This is a genomic window from Methylobacterium sp. PvP105 (assembly GCF_017876975.1).
GTDB classification, from domain to species: Bacteria; Pseudomonadota; Alphaproteobacteria; order Rhizobiales; family Beijerinckiaceae; genus Methylobacterium; species Methylobacterium radiotolerans.
The window spans coordinates 5,913,313-5,931,577 of sequence record NZ_JAGIPA010000001.1 but is presented as its reverse complement, the minus strand read 5'-3'; the positions used below and the strand labels follow the sequence as shown (position 1 = coordinate 5,931,577).

Here is an 18,265-nt window from a genome sequence, read left to right as displayed (position 1 = left end):
CAACGCCGCACCCGCCCCGCGGGCTCCCGACCGCGGCGATCCGATCCACAAGGGCCGCGCGGCGCCCGCCGGATCGCGTCGCGCGGCTCCGACGGGCGCCGCAGGACGAGATCCCGGCAGGTGCCCGAAGCCCGGTCGGCCGCACCGGCAAGACTTGGACGGCGACCGTGAAACCGCGCCGCCGCCGACAATTTGAGATGAATGTCGAGTATTGGACGAACGCGGAATGCTTGCGCTGGTCCCGCCGTCGGACGCGTGATGCAGAGTTTCACTAGGGAGAAGCGGGAGCGTAGGCTATGACGACCCCGTGTCGCCGAACGAGACAATACCCCGCCCGTCGGGTTTCGAGCCCCGGCATCCCCAGCGGCTCGCCGCCTTGCGCGCCTACGCGATCCTCGATACGCCACCGGAGCGCGCGTTCGACGAGATCGCCGAGATGGCCGCCCAGGCCTGCGGCACGCCGATGGCCCACATCAACTTCGTCGACGCCGACCGGCAGTGGATCAAGGCCGCGTTCGGCCACGCCGCCCGGACGATGCCGCTCGATTTCGGCTTCTGCACCGAGGCCATGCGCGCGGACGGCGTCCTCGTGCTGCCCGATCTGGCCGCGGAGCCGGAGAGCGCCGCCAACCCCCTCGTGACCGGCGAACCGCACCTGCGCTTCTACGCCGGCGTGCCCCTTGTGACGCCGGACGGCTGGGCGATCGGGACGCTCTGCGTCCTCGACCGCGTCCCGCGCACGCTCACCGACCAGCAGCGCTTCATCCTGATGGCGCTCGCCCGGACGGTGATGACGCAGCTGGAATCCCGGAACGCCGAGGCGGCCCTGCGCCGGAACGAGGAGCGCTACCGCTCGCTGTTCACCTTCATCGATGCCGGCTTCTGCCTCATCGAGGTGAAGTTCGCCGACGGCGACCGGCCCGTCGACTACCGCTTCCTGGAGGTCAACCCCGCTTTCGAGCGGCAGACCGGCCTGCGGGAGGCGGTGGGCCGCTGGATGCGGGACCTCGCCCCCGACCACGAGCAGCACTGGTTCGACCTCTACGGCCGGGTCGCCCTGACCGGCGAGCCGGTCCGGTTCGAGCAGGCCGCCGCGGCGCTGGGCCGCTGGTACGACGTGCACGCCTACCGGGTCGACGGGCCGGCGCGGAACCGCGTCGCGATCCTGTTCAACGACATCACCGAGCGCCGCCGGGGCGAGAACGCGCTGCGGGCCCGCGAGGCGGAGCTCCGGCTGGTCGCGGACGCGATGCCGGTCCTGATCGCCTTCATCGACCGCGACCTGACCTACCGGTTCGCGAACGCCGCCTACGAGACCTGGACCGGCCAGACCCCCGACGCCGTCGTCGGGCGGACCGTTCGCGACCTCCTCGGCCCCGGCGCGTTCGAGGCCCGACGCGCCGGCATCGAGCGGGCGCTCGCCGGTCAGGAGGTCCGCGAGGAGTGGGCCTGGACCTTCCCGAACGGGCAGGCCCGGATCGCCGACACCCGCTACCTCCCGCGCCGCGGACCGGACGGAAGCGTCGACGGGTTCTACGTCTTCGCCCACGACGTCTCCGAGCGGAAGCGGAACGAGGTCCTGCTCCAGTCCCGGGCGGAGCACCTGGAGGCGCAGGTCGCCGCCCAGACCCGCGACCGCGACCGGGTCTGGACGCTGTCGCCGGTGCTGAAGCTCGTCTCGGACCGGACCGGGCAGGTCCAGTCGGTGAACCCCTCGTGGAGCCGGGCGCTCGGCTGGTCCGAGGCCGAGACGATCGGGCGGGCGGCCCTGGACTTCCTCGCCCCCACCGAGCGCGCGGCGGCGGAGGCGGCGCTGCGCCCGCTCTGCGCGGACAGCCGGGTCGAGGATGTGGAACTGTCGTGCCTGACCCGCGCCGGCGACCGGCGGCGGGTGCTCTGGACCGTCGTGCCGGAGGACGGGCTGTTCTACGGCTTCGGGCGCGACATCACCGAGCAGCGCCAGGCCGAGGAGGCCCTGCGCCAGTCCCAGAAGCTCGAGGCCATCGGCCAGCTCACCGGCGGGGTGGCGCACGACTTCAACAACCTCCTGACCATCATCCGATCCTCCGTGGAGTTCCTGCGCCGGCCGGAGCTGGCCGAGGAGCGCCGGCGCCGCTACCTCGACGCCGTCTCCGACACGGTCGACCGGGCGGCCAAGCTCACCGGCCAGCTCCTCGCCTTCGCCCGGCGCCAGGCGCTGAAGCCCCAGGTGTTCGACATCGGCGCGCGCCTGCGCAGCATCGCCGACATGCTCGACTCGGTCACCGGCGCGCGCATCCGCGTCACCATCGACCTGCCGGAGACACCCCGCTACGTGCGCGCCGACGAGAGCCAGTTCGAGACCGCGCTGATCAACATGGCGGTCAACGCCCGCGACGCCATGGACGGGGAAGGGTCACTGATCCTGCGGCTGGAGGGCGACAGCCCGATGCCGCCGATCCGCGGGCATGCCGGCGCGACGGGGCCGTTCGTGGCCGTGCGGGTCTCCGACACCGGCGCCGGCATCCCCGACGCGGATCTGGGGCGGATCTTCGAGCCGTTCTTCACCACCAAGGAGGTCGGCAAGGGCACCGGCCTCGGCCTCAGCCAGGTGATCGGCTTCGCCAAGCAGTCGGGCGGCGACATCGACGTGGCGAGCGCGCTCGGCCACGGCACGACCTTCTCGCTCTACCTGCCGCAGGTCGAGGCCCCCGCCGCGCCGTCCGAGGCCGACCGCGCGTCCGACCGGGCGGCGGAGCCGCGGCGGGGCCTGTGCATCCTCGTCGTGGAGGACAATCTCGGGGTCGGGCGCTTCTGCACCCAGATCCTGGAGGATCTGGGCCACGCGCCGGTCTGGGCGAAATCCGCCGAGGAGGCGCTGGCCGAGCTCGACCGGGCGCCGGACCGGTTCGACGTGGTCTTCTCCGACGTGGTCATGCCGGGGATGGGCGGCTTCGCCCTCGCCCGGCAGCTCCGGACCCACCGTCCCGACCTGCCGGTGGTGCTGACGTCGGGCTACAGCCACGTCCTCGCCAAGGACGACGCCCACGGCTTCGCCCTCGTGCGCAAGCCCTACTCGGCCGAGCAGCTCGCCCAGATCCTCTACGAGACGGCGCAGCGGGGGCGGCAGCCGGCCTCCCGGGCCCGACCCGCCGTCGGCTCCGATTAACAGACTTCGCTAGAATTCATCCGCGGTCTGGACGGCAATATTCCCGCGGATCCGATCCGGCTGTAGTCTATCGCCCATCGACCGCCGGGGCCTCGACCGCCATGCCGCTGACCGGACGTTTTTGGTTCCGCCGGACCTGGACCGGCAAGCTGATCCTGCTCGTCGAGGAGGAGCGCGGGCGCTGGTTCCGGCGCCGCCTCGGCCGCACCCTGCGCTGGCGCGACGCGCGGCTGCTCGACCTCGCCGAGGGGCCGCTGCGGGGGCTGATGACGTTGGAGCGGACCTACCGCGCCGAGTTCGGCCCCGGCGAGCCGCGCCGCCCCGCCGGCCTCGCGGCGGTCCCGGCCGGGCTGGCCCTGGCGCGCGGCGGACCGGAGCCAGGAACAAGGCCGCCCCTGTCGGGTTGACGGGAGGCAACACAGCGACGGCGTCGCTGTGTTGCAGCCCCTCGTGGGCGTTTCCTCCCTAGACTTCCGGACCGTTCTCCCCGGGGACGGTCCTTTTTTTGCTGTCCACCGCCAGTGCTCGACGGAGCCCGCGACGGACAGTTCTCAAGAATCTCTCAGAAAGTCTTCCCGCCGCCCTGGGTGTCGCCCGCGACGGCCTCGAGGGCCAGCAGCGCGAAGGTCGCGAGCCAGTGCTCGCCCATGTAGTCGCCGGTGACGTGCGGGAGGCCCGCCGCGAGGTGCGCCTCCGCGGCCGCGCGGAGTGGCGGCCGGCGGGGATCGTCCGGACCGAGGGACGCGGCGAGCGCGCGGAAGCACCACGCGCGGCTGAGGTTCAGCCCGTCGAGATGGGCGATCTTCCCGTCCGAGCGGTCGGTCACGCGGGCCGGGCGGAACAGGGTCGCCGGCCGGGACGCCGCGAGACCGGGCAGGAACCGGTCGAACCAGGGCGCGAAGCGCGCGGGCGGCAGCAGGCGGCGCATGCACTCCGCCTCGATCAGCGCCGAGGAGAGGAAGTCGTCGCCGCTAGGCTCGCCCCAGGCCGGGCAATCCGCGTCGTCCCCGTACCAGCGGACGGCGGTGTCGCGCAGCAGGGCAATCAGCGCGGCATCCCCGGCGCCCTCCGCGTAATCGGCCGCCAGGCGCAGCGCGAAGGCGGTGTTGAAGTGGGTCCCGACCCGCACCGGGTAGGTCGCCACCGGCAGGAACTCCGCGAATCGACCGACGATCAGCCCGGCCAGCGGCGCCAGGGCCTCGGACCAGCGGCGCTCCGGGAGCGCGGAGAGTTCGTCGGCGAGCTTCAGGAGCCAGCCCCAGCCGTAGGGCCGCTCGAATCCCCGGGCGGTCGGGGCGGCGAAGTAGGCGCATTCCCCCGCCACCGTCCCGGGGGTCAGCTGCGCGTCGAACCGGGCGCGGATCGCCGCGGCCTGCGGGCCGTCCGGGAACAGCCGCAGCACCCGCGCCAGCAGCCACGTGCCGTGGACGCAGGAATGCCAATCGTAGCTGCCGTGGAAGGCCGGGTGCAGGGCCGCGGGGGTGCGGGCATCGGCCGGCCCGGCCAGGACGTGCCCCGGCTTGTTCGGATACTCGCGGCCGACATGGCCGAGGGCGACGGCGGCGAAGCGCGCGGCGAGGTCGGGGGTGAGCGAAGGGGTGAGCGTCGGGGTGAGCGCGGGCGTCATCGCGGCATTCCGGCGGGGACTTGGCTGGGACTTGGCGGGGACTTGGCGGAGGCTTGGCGGAGGCTTGGCTGAGACTTGGCGGGGACTCTGCGACCGCCGGCATAGCGGGTTTCCCGGTGCGGCGTCAGGGCCCGCGGATCCTTTGCCGGCGCGGCCCCGGATCGGCTATCGCGGAGGGCCGGGCCGGACGCGCCGGCCTCACCGGGAGTCCCCATGCGCCGCGCGCCGCCCGCCGCCCTCCTCGTCGCGGCCCTGTCGGCCGCCGCGGCACCGGCCACCGCCGCGCCGGACCCGAGCCGCGACGTCCTGTGGGCGGCCCTGAAGACCTGCGTGCTCGCCAAGCGGCTCGCCAACCGGACCTTCCCGTGCCTCTCGGTCGATCTCGGGGACGGGACGCGGCCGGGCTCGGCGGTCCTGCGCGCGCCCGGCGAGCCGACCCACAGCGTCGTCATGCCGACCGACACCGTGCCGGGCCTGGAGGCGCCGGTCCTGCGCGGGCCGCGGGGTGCGGCCTACTGGCGGGCGGCCCTGGCGGCGCGGCCGCTCGTGTCGGACGCGCTGAAGGGGAGGCTCACCCCCGCGGAGGTCGGGCTCGCGGTCAACTCGGCCCGGGGCCGCAGCCAGGACCAGCTCCACATCCACCTCGACTGCCTGAAGCCGAGCGTGCTGAAGGCCGTCCGGGCGCACGGCCGGCAGGTGCGCCACACCTGGAGCCGCTTCCCGGTGCCGCTGGCCGGCGACCGCTACTACGCCCTGCGCGTGCCGGAGGCGGAGGCCGCGCAGTTCAACCCGTTCGCGGCCCTTCACACCCTGCCGGGCGCCCGGCCCGACCTGCACCGGACGAGCTTCGCGGCGCTCGCCACGCCCCCCGGCGATCCCGAGCCGGGCTACATCCTGCTGGCCTACCGGGCGCCGAGCGCCAGCGCCGAGGACGTGATGGACCATAGCTGCGCCGTCGCGGCCGCCCGGGGCGGCGCCTGAGCGGTCCGGGTCACCGGCTCAGCCCCTCCGCGCGGTAGAAGCCGGCCAGGGCGGCCCCCGTGGCCAGCCGGATCTTGGGCAGGGCGATGCGGTCGAACAGGGCCGCGTCGCGCGCGCGGTTCCCGCGTTCGGTGACGGCGATGTGGCGGATCATCGCCCATTTCACGCTGTCCCGGCCGCCGTCGAGGACGCCAGGCCGGTCACGCACGAACCACGACCGGCGCAGGTAGCGGATCAGGCCGGTGGCGGTCGGGACGTCGAGGAGGATCACGCCCGTCGCCCGCGCCAGACGCTGCGGCAGGCACCGGGCGTAGGTGCCGTCCATGACCCAGCGGGGCTCGCGGATCGCCGCGTCGTGCAGGGCCTGGAACTCCGCGAAGGGCCGCGGCTCCCAGTCGGTGCCCGGCCGGTGGTACAGCCGGTCGAGGTGGACCGGCGGCAGGCCGCGCGCCCGCGCGACGGCGACCGCCAGGGTGGACTTGCCGCTGTTCGACGGTCCCAGGATGCAGAGCCGCGGGCCGAGCGCGTCGAGGGTCACGGCGGCGTCACGGCGGCGTCACGGCGGCGTCACGGCGACCGCGGCGGCGGCAGCGCGTCGAGCAGCTGGCGCAGGAACGCCCGCACCGCCCGGGGCAGCCGCCGGTCGCGCATGGCCTGGACCTTGATGCCGCGGGCGAGGCTCGCCCGGGACTGGATCGGCAGGCTGACCAGCTCGTTGAGGCGCAGGGGCGTCCGGACCGACAGGGCCGACATCAGCGCCAGCCCGCGCGACCGCCGCACGAAGGGCAGCAGCGCCGAGAGCTTGTTGGCGGTCAGCACGGGCTCGACCGTGAGGCCCTCGTGCGCGCAGGCGGCGTCGAAGACCTGCCGCAGGGTCGTGTCCCGGGTCGGCAGGGCGACGGGATAGTGCAGCAGGTCGACGAGGCGCAGGGCCGGTGCCCGCGCGAGGGGGTGGTCGGGGGCGGCCAGCGCCAGCATGTCGACCTGCCCGTCGTAGAGAACCTCGACCTGCGCGGTTGGCGTCAGCGCGAAGGTGATCCCGAGATCGGCATCCCCCGCCGCGACCGTCTGGGTGACCTGGGCCGGGGGCTGGACCGTGACCTCGAAGCGGATGCCGGGATGGTCGGCGTGGAAGGCCGCGATCGCGTTCGGCACGATGTCGAGGGAGAAGCCCTCGGAGCAGGCGACCCGGATCAGCCCGCGGGCGAGCCCTTCGAGCTCCCGGATCTCGGTGACCACCTGCTCGGAGCGGATCAGCACCTGATGGGCGTGCTGCGCCAGGAGCTCCCCGGCCGGGCTCGGCACCATGCCGCGCGGGCGCCGCTCGAACAGCACGCAGTCGAGTTCGGCCTCGAGGTTGGCGATCTGCCGGCTGATCGCCGAGGCCGCGACGTTGAGCTGGGCCGAGGCCGCCGCGATCGAGCCGGTGCGGGCCACGGCCAGGAAGTAGCGCAGGCCCGTGCTCTGCATTATCGTGCTCGATACGCTGTATGGTGCCGCGCACATTGCCGATACGGCAACGCAGCACTCGCCAAATTCTACTTGTTGCGATCCCAGATGCACAACACCATGGCAGGGTGAAAAACGCGGCACCCGCGGAACCGTCCGCCGGGCCTGTCCGCCGCGCCGTCGGAGCCTGCATGCCGCTACGGACTCTCACCCGGGCCGCCACCCTGGCCGCCTCGCTCGCCGCACTGATGGCCGCGCACCCGGCGCTCGCCGGCAAGGCCGACGACACGCTGGTCTACGCCTCCGACAGCGAGCCCGAGAACGTCAGCCCGTACCACAACAGCGCCCGCGAGGGCGTGATCCTGGCCCGGAACTGCTGGGACACGCTGCTGTACCGGGATCCCAAGGACGGCACCTACAAGCCGATGCTGGCGACCGCCTGGACCTGGGTGGACGACACGACCCTCGACCTCACGATCCGCGAGGGCGTGGTCTTCCACAACGGCGACCCGCTCGGGCCGGAGGACGTGGCCTTCACGTTCAACTACGTGCTGACGCCCGAGGCGCGCACGGTCACCCGCCAGAACGTCGACTGGATGAAGTCGGTGGAGGTGACCGGCCCGCACAGCGTGCGCATCCACCTCAAGGCGCCGTTCCCGGCCGCGCTCGAGTACCTCGCCGGCCCGACCCCGATCTTCCCGGCGAACTACTTCAAGAAGGTCGGCCTCGACGGCTTCGCCAAGGCGCCGGTCGGCAGCGGACCCTACCGGATCACCAAGGTCGACAGCGGCCGCGGCGTCAGCATGGAGCGGTTCGACAAGTACTGGGCGGAGAGCCCTCTGGGTAAGCCGAAGATCGGCAAGCTGCAGTTCCGCGTCATCCCGGACGGCGAGAGCCGGATGGCCGAGCTGATGACCGGCGGCGTCGACTGGATCTGGCGGGTGCCGAGCGACCAGGCCGAGCAGCTGCGCGCCGCGCCCAACATCACGGTCCTCAATTCCGAGACGATGCGGGTCGGCTTCCTGCAGTTCGACACGCTCGGTCGCGCCAAGGAGAACTCGCCGCTCAAGGACGTGCGCGTCCGGCAGGCGATCTCCTACGCCATCGACCGCAAGGCGATGGTCGACAACCTCGTGCGCGGCGCCTCCCGGGTGATGAACGCGCTGTGCTTCGTCGACCAGTTCGGCTGCACCGACCAGGGGGTGATGCGCTACCCCTACGATCCGGCCAAGGCCAAGGCGCTGCTCAAGGAAGCCGGCTACGGAAACGGCTTCGAGATCGACCTCGGCGCCTATCGCGAGCGCGACTACGCCGAGGCGGTGATCGGCTATCTCGGCGCCGTCGGCATCAAGGCGCGGCTCAACTACCTGCGCTACGCGGCGTTCCGGGACGCGCTGCGGGCCGGCAAGACCTCGATCGGCTACCAGACCTGGGGCTCGTTCTCGGTGCTGGACGTCTCGGCCTTCGACGGGGTGTATTTCCGCGGTGGCGAGGAGGATCTGACCAAGGATCCGCAGGTAATCGCGGATCTGCAGAAGGGCGACGGCTCGACCGACCCGGAGACGCGCAAGGCCGCCTACGCCAAGGCGCTCCAGCGGATCGCCGCGGAAGCCTACGCGCTGCCGATGTTCTCCTACTCGACCAACTACGCCTTCACGTCGGACCTCAACTTCACCGCCCAGCCCGACGAGGTGCCGCGCTTCTACGCGGCGTCGTGGAAGTGACGGCGGTGGCCGCGGCGCGCCGAGCCCCCTCTCCCGTGCGGGAGCGGGTTGGGGTGAGGGGCCCGGTCAGTCCGGAGAGGTCGCATCCCTCACCCTGTCCCTCTCCCGCACGGGAGAGGGGACCCGCGATCGGTCCGGATGCCGTGAGCGCCGACCGATCCGTCTCCGATCGCCACGAAGGAGCCTGAGCCATGCTGGCCTTCACGGTCCGGCGCGTGCTGGTCGCCCTGGCGGTGGCCGTCACCGTCTCGGTGGCGAGCTTCCTGCTCCTCCACCTCTCGGGCGACCTCGCCACCGCCATCGCCGGCCCGGAGGCCACGGGCCCCCAGATCGCGCAGATCCGCCGGGATTACGGCCTCGACCAGCCGCTGCTGACCCAGTTCCTCACCTGGGGCTGGCGGGCGCTGCACCTCGATTTCGGCAACTCCTTCTATTTCCGCGAGAGCGTGATCGACCTGCTGGCCGCCCGCCTGCCGATCACCCTCTACCTCGGCATCATCGCGCTGGCCGTCGCGCTGTTCGTGGCGATCCCGCTCGGCGTCGTCGCCGCCGTGAAGCGGGACACGTGGATCGACCGGACGGCACTGGCCGTCTCGGTGCTCGGCCAGGCGATGCCGAGCTTCTGGTTCGGCCTGACGCTGATCCTGATCTTCTCCGTCAATCTCCGCTGGCTGCCGGTCTCCGGCAACGCCACGTGGAAGAACTTCGTCCTGCCCGCGGTGGCGCTCGGCTACTACGCGATGCCGGCGGTGATGCGCCTCACCCGCAACGGCATGCTGGAGGTGCTGGCCTCCGACTACGTCCGCACCGCCCGTGCCAAGGGGCTGCCGCCCCGGAAGATCCTGGTCCGGCACGCGCTGCGCAACGCCGTGATCCCGGTGATCGCCCTGTCGGCGGTGCAGTTCGGCTTCATGCTCGGCGGCTCGATCGTGATCGAGGCGGTGTTCTCGCTCCAGGGCCTCGGGCAGCTCGCCTGGGAATCCATCGCCCGCAACGACTTCCCCGTCGTCCAGGCGATCGTGCTGGTGCTCGCCATGATCTACATCGGCCTGACGCTCGCCGCCGACCTCCTGAACGCCTTCCTCGACCCGCGCCTGCGCCAGTCGTGAGGATCCGCCGATGAGCCTCCCCCCCGACACGGCGGCGCTCGCCGCCCCGGCCCTGCCCACGGACGCGCCGGTCGCGCTGGCGCCGGTCCCCTCCCCCACCCGCCTGATCCTGCGGCGGGGCCTGCGCCACACCGGCTTCCTGATCGGCGCCGGGATCCTCGGGCTGATCGTGCTGGCGGCGCTCGCCGCCCCGCTCATCGCGCCCCACGACCCCTACGCGCAGGACGTGTCCCGCCGCCTGATCCCGCCGGTCTGGCAGGCCAAGGGCACCTGGGCGCACGTGCTCGGCACCGACAAGCTCGGCCGCGACTACCTGAGCCGCCTGCTCTACGGCGGCCAGATCTCCCTCCTGATCGGGCTCTCGGCGGCGCTGATCTCCGGGCTGATCGGCACGACGCTGGGGCTCTGCGCCGGCTATTTCGGCGGCTGGGTCGACTCGGTGGTGAGCTACATCGTCACCACGCGGCTCGCCATGCCGGTGGTGCTGGTGGCGCTGGCCATGGCGGCGCTGGTCGGCGGCTCGCTCAAGGTGGTGGTGCTGGTGCTGGGCTTCCTGCTCTGGGACCGCTTCGCCGTGGTGACCCGGGCCGCCACCCAGCAGATCCGCAACCAGGATTTCGTCTCGGCCGCCCGCGCCGCGGGGCTCACGGACCTGCGGATCATCCGCCAGGAGATCCTGCCCAACATCATGAACGCCCTGATCGTCGTGGCGACCCTGGAGATGGCCCACGCGATCCTGCTGGAGGCCGCCCTGTCGTTCCTCGGGCTCGGCGTGCAGCCGCCCCTGCCCTCCTGGGGCCTGATGATCGCCGAGGGCAAGCAGTACATGTTCTTCCAGCCCTGGGTGATCACCATCCCGGGCGTGGCGCTCCTCCTGCTCGTGCTGGCGATCAATCTCCTGGGCGACGGCCTGCGCGACATCACGGCGCCCGAGGCGCGCAATTGACGCCTCCGCCGGGCCAGAGCCGGCCGGCAGATTAACGAAATGTTTCACGGGAAACACACCATGACGCGAGACGCCGCCATCGCGCGCGCCACGGAGGCCTTCGACTCGGGCGCGTTCCTCGCGCTCCTGCGAGAGGCGGTGGCGATGCCCACCGAGAGCCAGGCCCCCGGCCAGGAAGCGGCGCTCCGCGCCTATCTCGACGCCTTCATCGCGCCCCTCGTCGCCCGCCTCGGCTTCGAGACCCCGGAAATCTTCCCGAACCCGGACGGGGTGCACGGCCCGTTCCTGATCGCCGAGCGGCACGAGGGCGCGGACCTGCCGACCGTGCTGATCTACGGCCACGGCGACACGGTGCGGGGCTATCCCGAGCAGTGGCGGGAAGGGCTCGGGCCCTGGGAGATCGTGGTCGAGGGCGACCGCTGGTACGGACGCGGCACCGCCGACAACAAGGGCCAGCACGTCCTCAACCTCGCCGCCCTGGAGCAGGTGATCGCGGCCCGCGAGGGCCATCTCGGCTTCAACGTGAAGCTGCTGATCGAGATGGGCGAGGAATCGGGCTCCCCGGGCCTGCGGCCGTTCTGCCGGGAGCAGGCCGAGTCCCTGCGCTCCGACGTGCTGATCGCCTCGGACGGCCCCCGCCTCAACGGCGAGCGCCCGACCCTCTTCCTGGGCTCCCGCGGCGCCTACAATTTCGAGCTGAGCCTGAACCTGCGCGAGGGCCCGCACCATTCCGGCAACTGGGGCGGCCTGCTGCGCAACCCCGGCACGGTGCTGGCCTCGGCGATCGCCTCGATGGTCGACGCGCGGGGCAGCATCCTGGTGGACGCCCTGCGGCCGCCGCCGATCCCCGAGGGCGTGCGCGCGGCTTTGGCCGACATCCGCGTCGGCGAGGACCCGACCGCGCCCACGATCGATTCCGACTGGGGCGAGCCGGGCCTCACCCCGGCCGAGCGGGTCTTCGCCTGGAACACGCTGGAGGTGCTGGCCTTCAAGACCGGCGATCCGGACGGCCCGCTCAACGCCGTGCCGCCCCACGCCAAGGCGACCCTGCAGCTGCGCTTCGTGGTCGGCACCGACTGGCAGAACCTGATCCGGAACGTGCGCGCCCATCTCGACGCGCACGGCTTCCCGATGATCGAGGTCAGGCCGGCCCGCGCCGCCGAGGTGTTCCAGGCGACGCGGCTGCCGGTGGAGGATCCCTGGGTCGAGTGGGCGCTCCAGTCGATCGAGGCGAGCTCCGGCAAGAAGCCGGCGCTGCTGCCCAATCTCGGCGGCTCGCTGCCGAACGACGCCTTCTCGGAGATCTTAGGGTTGCCGACCCTCTGGGTGCCGCATTCCTACCCGGCCTGCCGCCAGCACGGGCCCGACGAGCACATGCTCGCCTCCGGCACCCGCGAGGGTCTGGCGATCATGGCCGGGCTGTTCTGGGATCTCGGGCAGGATGGCCCGGACATCCTCCGCCGCCGCGAAGCGAGGGCCTGACACGATGAGCGAGCCGGTCGTCCGCATCCGCGATCTGACGATCGCGCTCCCCAAGGGCGCCGACCGCCCGCACGCGGTCGAGGGCCTGAACCTCGACCTCGAGGCCGGGAAGATCCTGTGCGTGGTCGGGGAATCGGGCTCGGGCAAGTCGATGAGCGCCTACGCGCTCACCGGCCTCCTGCCCCGGGCCCTGAAGCCGACGGCCGGCACGATCCTGTTCGAGGGGCGGGACCTCCTGACCCTCGACGAGCCGGCGTGGCGGTCCCTCCGCGGCCGGCGCATCGCCATGGTGTTCCAGGAGCCGATGACGGCGCTGAACCCGGTGATGCGGATCGGCGACCAGATCGCCGAGATGTTCGAGGCGCACAACCTGCTCACCCGCAGCGAGCGCTGGGCCCGGGCGGTGGCGCTGGCCACGGAGGTCGGTCTGCCGAACCCCGAGGAGGCGGTCCGGGCCTACCCGCACCAGCTCTCCGGCGGCCAGCGACAGCGGGCGATGATCGCCATGGCGCTGGCGCTGGAGCCCTCGGTGCTGGTCGCCGACGAGCCGACCACGGCGCTCGACGTCACCACCCAGGCCCAGATCCTCCGGCTGATCCGCGACCTGCAGCGGAAGCGCGGGATGAGCGTCCTGTTCATCACCCACGATTTCGGCGTCGTGGCGGAGATCGCCGACCACGTGGCGGTGCTCCAGCGCGGGCGGCTCGTCGAGTCCGGCACGGCCGAAGCGGTGCTGCGCAACCCCCAGGCGCCCTACACCAAGGCGCTGCTCGCAGCCGTCCCGAGCCTGACGCCGCCGGCGCGCCCTCCGCTCGCGGCGGCCCCGGTCGCCCTGTCGGTCGCCGGCCTGTCGAAGACCTATGCCGGGCGCTCCGGCCTGTTCGGCAAGCCGCGGGTCGTGGCGGCGGTCAGGCAAGTCTCGTTCGATGTCCGCCGCGGCGAGACATTGGGGATCGTGGGCGAATCCGGCTCGGGCAAGTCGACCACGGCGCGGCTCGCGATCCGGCTGATCGAGCCCGACGGCGGCACGGTGCGCCTGGGTGACCTCGACTACACGGCGCTCAAGAGCGGCGCGCTGCGCGACAAGCGCAGCCGCATCCAGATGATCTTCCAGGACCCGTTCGCGTCGCTGAACCCGCGCCGCACCGTGGAGCAGATCATCACGGCGGGGCCGATCGCCCACGGGGTCCCGGCCGCGGAGGCGCGGGAGCGGGCGCGGAGCCTCCTCGACCTCGTCGGTCTCGATCCGAAGGCCGCTGCCCGCTACCCCAACGCCTTCTCGGGCGGCCAGCGCCAGCGCATCGGCATCGCCCGGGCGCTCGCCATGGAGCCGGACGTGCTGGTGGCCGACGAGGCGGTCTCGGCCCTGGACGTCTCGGTCCAGCGGCAGGTGCTGGATCTCCTGGAGGACCTGAAGCAGCGCCTGTCGCTGGCGATGCTGTTCATCACCCACGACCTGCGGGTGGCCGCCACGATCTGCGACCGGATCGCCGTGATGCACCGCGGCGCCATCGTGGAGATGCGGGGCACCGCGGACCTGTTCGCCGCGCCGGAGCACGCCTACACCCGCACCCTGCTCGCCGCGGTGCCGGGGGCGCACGCGCCCTGAGCCGTGCCGGCCCCGGATAGGCCAATCTGGGACGCAGAGACAAGTTTTTTGGACGGGACTGCCCTGTCCGGATCCTGCGAGTTCAGTAGGATAGCGCCGTTGTCGAGGGTGGAGCACCCCGGCGGATCTACGGCTGCACCCGCTATCCGTCCCCGCCCGCACCTCGCACGGGGACAGGGTTATCGAGCGTGTCGATCTCAGACAAGACCGACGACATCCGGCCGAACCGCAAGCGCAGCGAGGCGGATCTGCCGCCGGTGCTGCGCCGCGGGCGCGAGCACCGGATCGTGCGCTGGATCGGCGCCGCCAACCGCAAGGCACAGCGCTCCGCGGAGGACACCGCGCCCGCCTCCGCGGACAACCGCGTGATCAAGCTGAGCTGGGCCGACACGTTCGGCCGCCCGAGCCGGGCCGAGCCCGGCCGGCCCGCTCCGGGCCCCGCACAGGTGCTGCCGTTCCAGGGGCGCCGGAGCGAGACCGCGCCGCGCTCGACCCGGCGCCGCGCCGCCGATCAGCCGCCGGTGCCCGTCCTGCGCTGATCGACGCGCCCGCCGGGCACACCGAGGCCGATCGCCTTCGCGAGGGCGGAGCGCTGCGCGGCGTAGCCCGGCGCGGTCATCGGGTAATCGTCCGGCAGGCCGTAGCGCTCGCGGTACCGCTCCGGCGTCAGGCCGTGGGCGGTGAGGTGGCGTTTCAGGGTCTTGTAGGTCCGGCCGTCGATGAAGCTGACGATGCCGTCCTCCTGGACCGACTTGCGGATCTGGGCCGGCGTCGGCCGCTCCACGGCCGGCTCGGCGGCCGCCGCGGGCGGCTGCCCGTCGAGGGCCGCCAGGGCCGCGTGCACGCTCGCCATCAGCTCCGGCAGGGCCGTCGGCGGAACGGAATTGTTCGAGACGTAGGCGGCGACGATCTCGCCCACCAGCGTGACCAACCTGAGGCTGTTCTCGGGATTCTTTTCAGGCACTGCGGGAGTCCACACAAAGCTTTCGACGACGGTGCCCGCGGTTCCAAAGCAAAAACCGCGTATGTGTCAAGACGGTCTTGACAGAGAGTCGATCTCCCAAATCGCTTCACGGTGCGGGACGGCCGGCTCGCCGGCGCGAAAGGCCTCGGTCACCTGCACAAAGGTGCCAATCGAAGGCCGGTTACAGGGGTCGGGGGCCCGCGCGGCGGGAAATACCGCGCGCGGCGTCAGCCGATCCCGAGGGCGCGGATCAGGGTGAGGCTGAGGGCGATCAGGACCGCCAGGGAGGCGGTGACCGCGAGGGTGACCCGGCCGCCGACCCGGGCCAGGACACGGACGTCGACCCCGAGGCCGAGGGCGGCCATGGACAGGACCGTGAGCACGCCGGCGAGCTGGGTCAGCGGCTTCACCGCCGGGTCCGGGACAAGGCCCAGGGAGCGCAGGGTGGCCAGCGCCAGGAAGCCGAGGATGAACCAGGGCACCAGCTTGGTGAAGCCCGGACGGGACGGCGCCGGCGGCGCCCCCGCCGCCTGCGGCAGACGCGGGGCGATCAGCGAGAACACCACCACGACGGGGCCGAGCATCAGCACGCGCACCAGCTTGACCAGGGTGCCGACCTGGGTCGACAGCAGGCTCACCGGCACGGTCGCGGCCAGGACCTGCGGCACCGCGTAGACGGTCAGCCCCGCCAGCACCCCGTACTGGTTGTCGGTCATGCCGGCGAGGGGCACGAACAGCGGCAGCCCGAGCACCATCAGCACGCCCAGGACGGCGGTGAACGCGATGGCGGCGGCGATGTCCTTCGCCTCCGCGCCGATCACGGGCGCCACCGCGGCGATGGCCGAGTTGCCGCAGATGGCGTTGCCGCAGGCCACCAAGATCGCCATCCGGGCCGGCAGCCCGAGCGCCCGGCAGATCGCCACGCTGGCGGCGATGCCGAGCACCACGGTTCCGACGATGCCGGCCAGCAGCGCCGGGCCCGAGGCGAGGATCGCCCCGAGGCTCAGGGAGGCGCCGAGCAGCACCACGGCGACCTCGAGGAGCTGCTTGGCCGAGAAGGCGATGCCGGTGCGGAACTGCGCCGGGGGTGTCCAGGCGGTTCGCACCGCGATCCCGATCAGGATCGCCAGGACCAGGGCCTCGATATAGGGGTGGCCGGCGACCCGCTCCTCCACCGCCTGCGCGGCCATCGCCACCGCGGTGATCGCCGCGCACAGCCCGATCCCGGGCAGGACCGAGGCGGCCGTGTCCGACCGGCCGCCCCGGTCGGAGCGCGCCGGCGTCGGGGCCGTCTTGGAGGGGGCTTCAGGACTCACGGGATCGGGCTCCGGGGATCGTCGGCGGAGCCTATAGGAAGAAAACGTTCGCCGCACCCGCGCAACAGAGAAGTTCGATCTCTATTCGAGTGCCATGCGAGAAGACACATCTCGGCGTCCGCCGGAGACAGCGACAGGCCGAGCGCTGCCGGAGCGCTCCGCGTCCCCCCGCGGCGACGCGGGCCGGTGTCGCGCACCGGCCCGCCCCCGCTCAGGCCTGCATGCCCCAGCGCTGGACGGTGCGCCGCTCGATCGTCTGGAAGATCAGGTTCTCGACCACGAGGCCGATCAGGATCACGGTGAGCAGCCCGGCGAACACGTTCGGGATGTCGAGCATGTTCTTGTTCTCGAAGATGAACCAGCCGAGGCCGCCCGCCCCGGACGACACGCCGAAGACCAGCTCGGCGGCGATCAGGGTGCGCCACGCGAAGGCCCAGCCGACCTTCAGGCCGGTGAGGATCGAGGGGAAGGCCGCCGGGATCAGGATCTTGCCGATCAGCCGCGGGCCCGAGAGCCCGTAATTGCGCCCGACCATCTTGAGCGTGCGGCTGACCGACAGGAAGCCCGAATGGGTGTTGAGCGCGATCGCCCAGGTCACCGAGTGGACCAGCACGAAGATCAGGCTGCCGTTGCCCAGGCCGAACCAGATCAGCGCCAGGGGCAGCAGCGCGATCGCCGGCAGCGGGTTGAACATCGACGTCAGGGTCTCGAGGAGGTCGGTCCCGATCCGCGACGCGATGGCGACGCCGGTGAGCAGGGTCGCCAGGGCGACGCCGGCGGCGTAGCCCATGAGCAGCACCTTCAGCGAGCTCCAGGCCCGGGCCGGGAGCGTGCCGTCCGCGATGCCCCGGACGAAGGCCTCCACGGTCGCCGAGAAGGTCGGGAACAGGAGGTCGTTGTCGAGGTAGCGCCCGTAGGCCTCCCAGATCCCGGCGAGGAGCACGAGGATCACGACCTTGCGCAGCCAGGCCTGGTTGTAGAGCCGCTCGGCGACCGACAGCGGCTTCTCCACCACGGTGGCGCCGTGGGCGTGGCCGGTCTCGCGCACGATCTCGGGCCGGCCGGACGGCGGCAGGGGCGACAGGCGCGGCGCGGGGCCGGCCAGCGGGGGGCCGCTCAGGGCTTGCGCGCTAGACATTCTCCGCCTCCTGGATCTCTTCCGAGAACAGCATGTGCTGGATCCGGCCCTCGAGCTGCAGCGCCGCCTCCGGCGTTTCGGCGCTGTTGAGCTCGGCCTTCACCTCGCCGGGATGGGGCGAGAGCAGCAGGATGCGCGAGCCGACCTTGATCGCCTCGGGGATCGAGTGGGTGACGAACAGGACGGTGAAGCGCGTGCCCTCCCACAGCATCAGCAGCTCGTCCTGCATGCGCCGCCGGGTGAGCGCGTCGAGCGCCGCGAAGGGCTCGTCCATCAGCAGGATGTCGGGCTCCATCGCCATGCCGCGGGCGATGGCGACGCGCTGCTTCATGCCGCCCGACAGGGTGTGGGGGTAGCTGTCGGCGAACTTCGTGAGGTTGACCTTGTCGATGTAGAGGTTGGCCCGGTCCAGGGCCTCGCGACCTCTCAGCCGGCCCGAGGCCTCGAGGGCGAAGACCACGTTCTGCCGGACCGTCTTCCACGGCAGGAGCTGGTCGAATTCCTGGAACACCATCATCCGGTCGGGGCCGGGCTCGGTGACCGGGCGCCCCTTCAGGCGGATCTCGCCCTCGGTCGGCGCCATGTAGCCGCCCACCGCCTTGAGCAGGGTCGACTTCCCGCATCCGGACGGCCCGAGCAGGACGAAGCGGTCCCCGGGCCAGACCCGGAAGCTCACCCGGTAGGTGGCCGTGACGAGGTGCTCGGGCGTCTTGTAGCGGAGCGTGACGCCGTCGACCTCCAGCAGAGGCTGACCCGTGTCCATCCATCCTCC

16 protein-coding genes are annotated in these 18,265 nt (G+C 72.2%); 9 read left to right on the top strand and 7 right to left on the bottom strand.

The genetic code is table 11. The annotated features are described in order from the left end of the window. Positions 1 to 307: 307 nt before the first annotated feature. Positions 308 to 3,148 (top strand): PAS domain-containing protein, encoded by a 2,841-nt coding sequence (locus J3A75_RS28875; RefSeq protein ID WP_012321307.1) that lies wholly within the window; start codon positions 308 to 310, stop codon positions 3,146 to 3,148. Between the two features lie 101 nt (positions 3,149 to 3,249). Next, positions 3,250 to 3,555, top strand: a complete 306-nt coding sequence (locus tag J3A75_RS28870; RefSeq protein WP_012321306.1) for a hypothetical protein — start codon at positions 3,250 to 3,252, stop codon at positions 3,553 to 3,555. 155 nt (positions 3,556 to 3,710) lie between these two features. On the opposite strand, the gene J3A75_RS28865 is transcribed toward J3A75_RS28870, so the two are convergent. After that, a complete protein-coding gene (locus tag J3A75_RS28865; protein ID WP_012321305.1) occupies positions 3,711 to 4,775 on the bottom strand; it encodes a DUF2891 domain-containing protein in 1,065 nt (354 codons plus the stop codon). 213 nt (positions 4,776 to 4,988) lie between these two features. Here J3A75_RS28865 and J3A75_RS28860 point away from each other — a divergent pair, with 213 nt between their 5' ends. Beyond that, complete coding sequence (locus J3A75_RS28860) at positions 4,989 to 5,756, top strand: CDP-diacylglycerol diphosphatase (protein WP_024828819.1); 768 nt, start codon at positions 4,989 to 4,991, stop codon at positions 5,754 to 5,756. Between the two features lie 10 nt (positions 5,757 to 5,766). Here J3A75_RS28860 and J3A75_RS28855 read toward each other — a convergent pair whose 3' ends face one another. Beyond that, complete coding sequence (locus J3A75_RS28855; RefSeq protein WP_012321303.1) at positions 5,767 to 6,294, bottom strand: ATPase AAA; 528 nt, start codon at positions 6,292 to 6,294, stop codon at positions 5,767 to 5,769. Positions 6,295 to 6,323: 29 nt separating this feature from the next. Next, positions 6,324 to 7,226 carry a LysR family transcriptional regulator gene (locus J3A75_RS28850; RefSeq protein WP_024828820.1) on the bottom strand — a complete coding sequence of 301 codons (903 nt, stop codon included), beginning with the start codon at positions 7,224 to 7,226 and terminating at the stop codon, positions 6,324 to 6,326. Positions 7,227 to 7,396: 170 nt separating this feature from the next. Between J3A75_RS28850 and J3A75_RS28845 the strand changes: the two genes are divergently transcribed. From J3A75_RS28845 to J3A75_RS28820, 6 genes are all read left to right on the top strand, one after another. Next, positions 7,397 to 8,929 (top strand): ABC transporter substrate-binding protein, encoded by a 1,533-nt coding sequence (locus tag J3A75_RS28845; RefSeq protein WP_071000144.1) that lies wholly within the window; start codon positions 7,397 to 7,399, stop codon positions 8,927 to 8,929. A gap of 191 nt (positions 8,930 to 9,120) precedes the next feature. Then, positions 9,121 to 10,038, top strand: a complete 918-nt coding sequence (locus tag J3A75_RS28840; protein ID WP_012321300.1) for an ABC transporter permease — start codon at positions 9,121 to 9,123, stop codon at positions 10,036 to 10,038. Positions 10,039 to 10,048: 10 nt separating this feature from the next. Beyond that, positions 10,049 to 10,984, top strand: coding sequence for an ABC transporter permease (locus J3A75_RS28835; RefSeq protein ID WP_071000143.1), 936 nt, complete (start codon positions 10,049 to 10,051; stop codon positions 10,982 to 10,984). A 60-nt stretch (positions 10,985 to 11,044) separates the two neighbouring features. After that, positions 11,045 to 12,466 carry a M20 family metallopeptidase gene (locus J3A75_RS28830; protein ID WP_043074570.1) on the top strand — a complete coding sequence of 474 codons (1,422 nt, stop codon included), beginning with the start codon at positions 11,045 to 11,047 and terminating at the stop codon, positions 12,464 to 12,466. A 4-nt stretch (positions 12,467 to 12,470) separates the two neighbouring features. Beyond that, a complete protein-coding gene (locus tag J3A75_RS28825) occupies positions 12,471 to 14,075 on the top strand; it encodes an ABC transporter ATP-binding protein (RefSeq protein ID WP_043074580.1) in 1,605 nt (534 codons plus the stop codon). 188 nt (positions 14,076 to 14,263) lie between these two features. Then, complete coding sequence (locus J3A75_RS28820) at positions 14,264 to 14,614, top strand: hypothetical protein (protein ID WP_012321296.1); 351 nt, start codon at positions 14,264 to 14,266, stop codon at positions 14,612 to 14,614. On the opposite strand, the gene J3A75_RS28815 is transcribed toward J3A75_RS28820, so the two are convergent. The 4 genes from J3A75_RS28815 to J3A75_RS28800 all read right to left on the bottom strand — a co-directional run bounded on the left by J3A75_RS28815 (position 14,587) and on the right by J3A75_RS28800 (position 18,256). Further along, positions 14,587 to 15,039 (bottom strand): MucR family transcriptional regulator, encoded by a 453-nt coding sequence (locus J3A75_RS28815; protein ID WP_012321295.1) that lies wholly within the window; start codon positions 15,037 to 15,039, stop codon positions 14,587 to 14,589. The genes J3A75_RS28820 and J3A75_RS28815 overlap by 28 nt on opposite strands. A 227-nt stretch (positions 15,040 to 15,266) precedes the next feature. Next, complete coding sequence (locus tag J3A75_RS28810; RefSeq protein WP_024828824.1) at positions 15,267 to 16,355, bottom strand: YeiH family protein; 1,089 nt, start codon at positions 16,353 to 16,355, stop codon at positions 15,267 to 15,269. 211 nt (positions 16,356 to 16,566) lie between these two features. Continuing rightward, positions 16,567 to 17,493, bottom strand: a complete 927-nt coding sequence (locus J3A75_RS28805) for an ABC transporter permease (RefSeq protein WP_012321293.1) — start codon at positions 17,491 to 17,493, stop codon at positions 16,567 to 16,569. Then, positions 17,486 to 18,256 carry an ABC transporter ATP-binding protein gene (locus tag J3A75_RS28800; protein WP_012321292.1) on the bottom strand — a complete coding sequence of 257 codons (771 nt, stop codon included), beginning with the start codon at positions 18,254 to 18,256 and terminating at the stop codon, positions 17,486 to 17,488. Before J3A75_RS28800 ends, J3A75_RS28805 begins: the two co-directional genes overlap by 8 nt. Positions 18,257 to 18,265 lie beyond the last annotated feature (9 nt).

Bases quoted from the DNA above. Each gene is read 5' to 3' on its own strand.
- J3A75_RS28800 (WP_012321292.1), bottom strand. From the start codon at position 18,256: ATGGACACGGGTCAGCCTCTGCTGGAGGTCGACGGCGTCACGCTCCGC.
- J3A75_RS28845 (WP_071000144.1), top strand. From the start codon at position 7,397: ATGCCGCTACGGACTCTCACCCGGGCCGCCACCCTGGCCGCCTCGCTC.
- J3A75_RS28805 (WP_012321293.1), bottom strand. From the start codon at position 17,493: ATGTCTAGCGCGCAAGCCCTGAGCGGCCCCCCGCTGGCCGGCCCCGCG.
- J3A75_RS28830 (WP_043074570.1), top strand. From the start codon at position 11,045: ATGACGCGAGACGCCGCCATCGCGCGCGCCACGGAGGCCTTCGACTCG.
- J3A75_RS28840 (WP_012321300.1), top strand. From the start codon at position 9,121: ATGCTGGCCTTCACGGTCCGGCGCGTGCTGGTCGCCCTGGCGGTGGCC.
- J3A75_RS28865 (WP_012321305.1), bottom strand. From the start codon at position 4,775: ATGACGCCCGCGCTCACCCCGACGCTCACCCCTTCGCTCACCCCCGAC.
- J3A75_RS28825 (WP_043074580.1), top strand. From the start codon at position 12,471: ATGAGCGAGCCGGTCGTCCGCATCCGCGATCTGACGATCGCGCTCCCC.
- J3A75_RS28850 (WP_024828820.1), bottom strand. From the start codon at position 7,226: ATGCAGAGCACGGGCCTGCGCTACTTCCTGGCCGTGGCCCGCACCGGC.
- J3A75_RS28870 (WP_012321306.1), top strand. From the start codon at position 3,250: ATGCCGCTGACCGGACGTTTTTGGTTCCGCCGGACCTGGACCGGCAAG.
- J3A75_RS28860 (WP_024828819.1), top strand. From the start codon at position 4,989: ATGCGCCGCGCGCCGCCCGCCGCCCTCCTCGTCGCGGCCCTGTCGGCC.
- J3A75_RS28835 (WP_071000143.1), top strand. From the start codon at position 10,049: ATGAGCCTCCCCCCCGACACGGCGGCGCTCGCCGCCCCGGCCCTGCCC.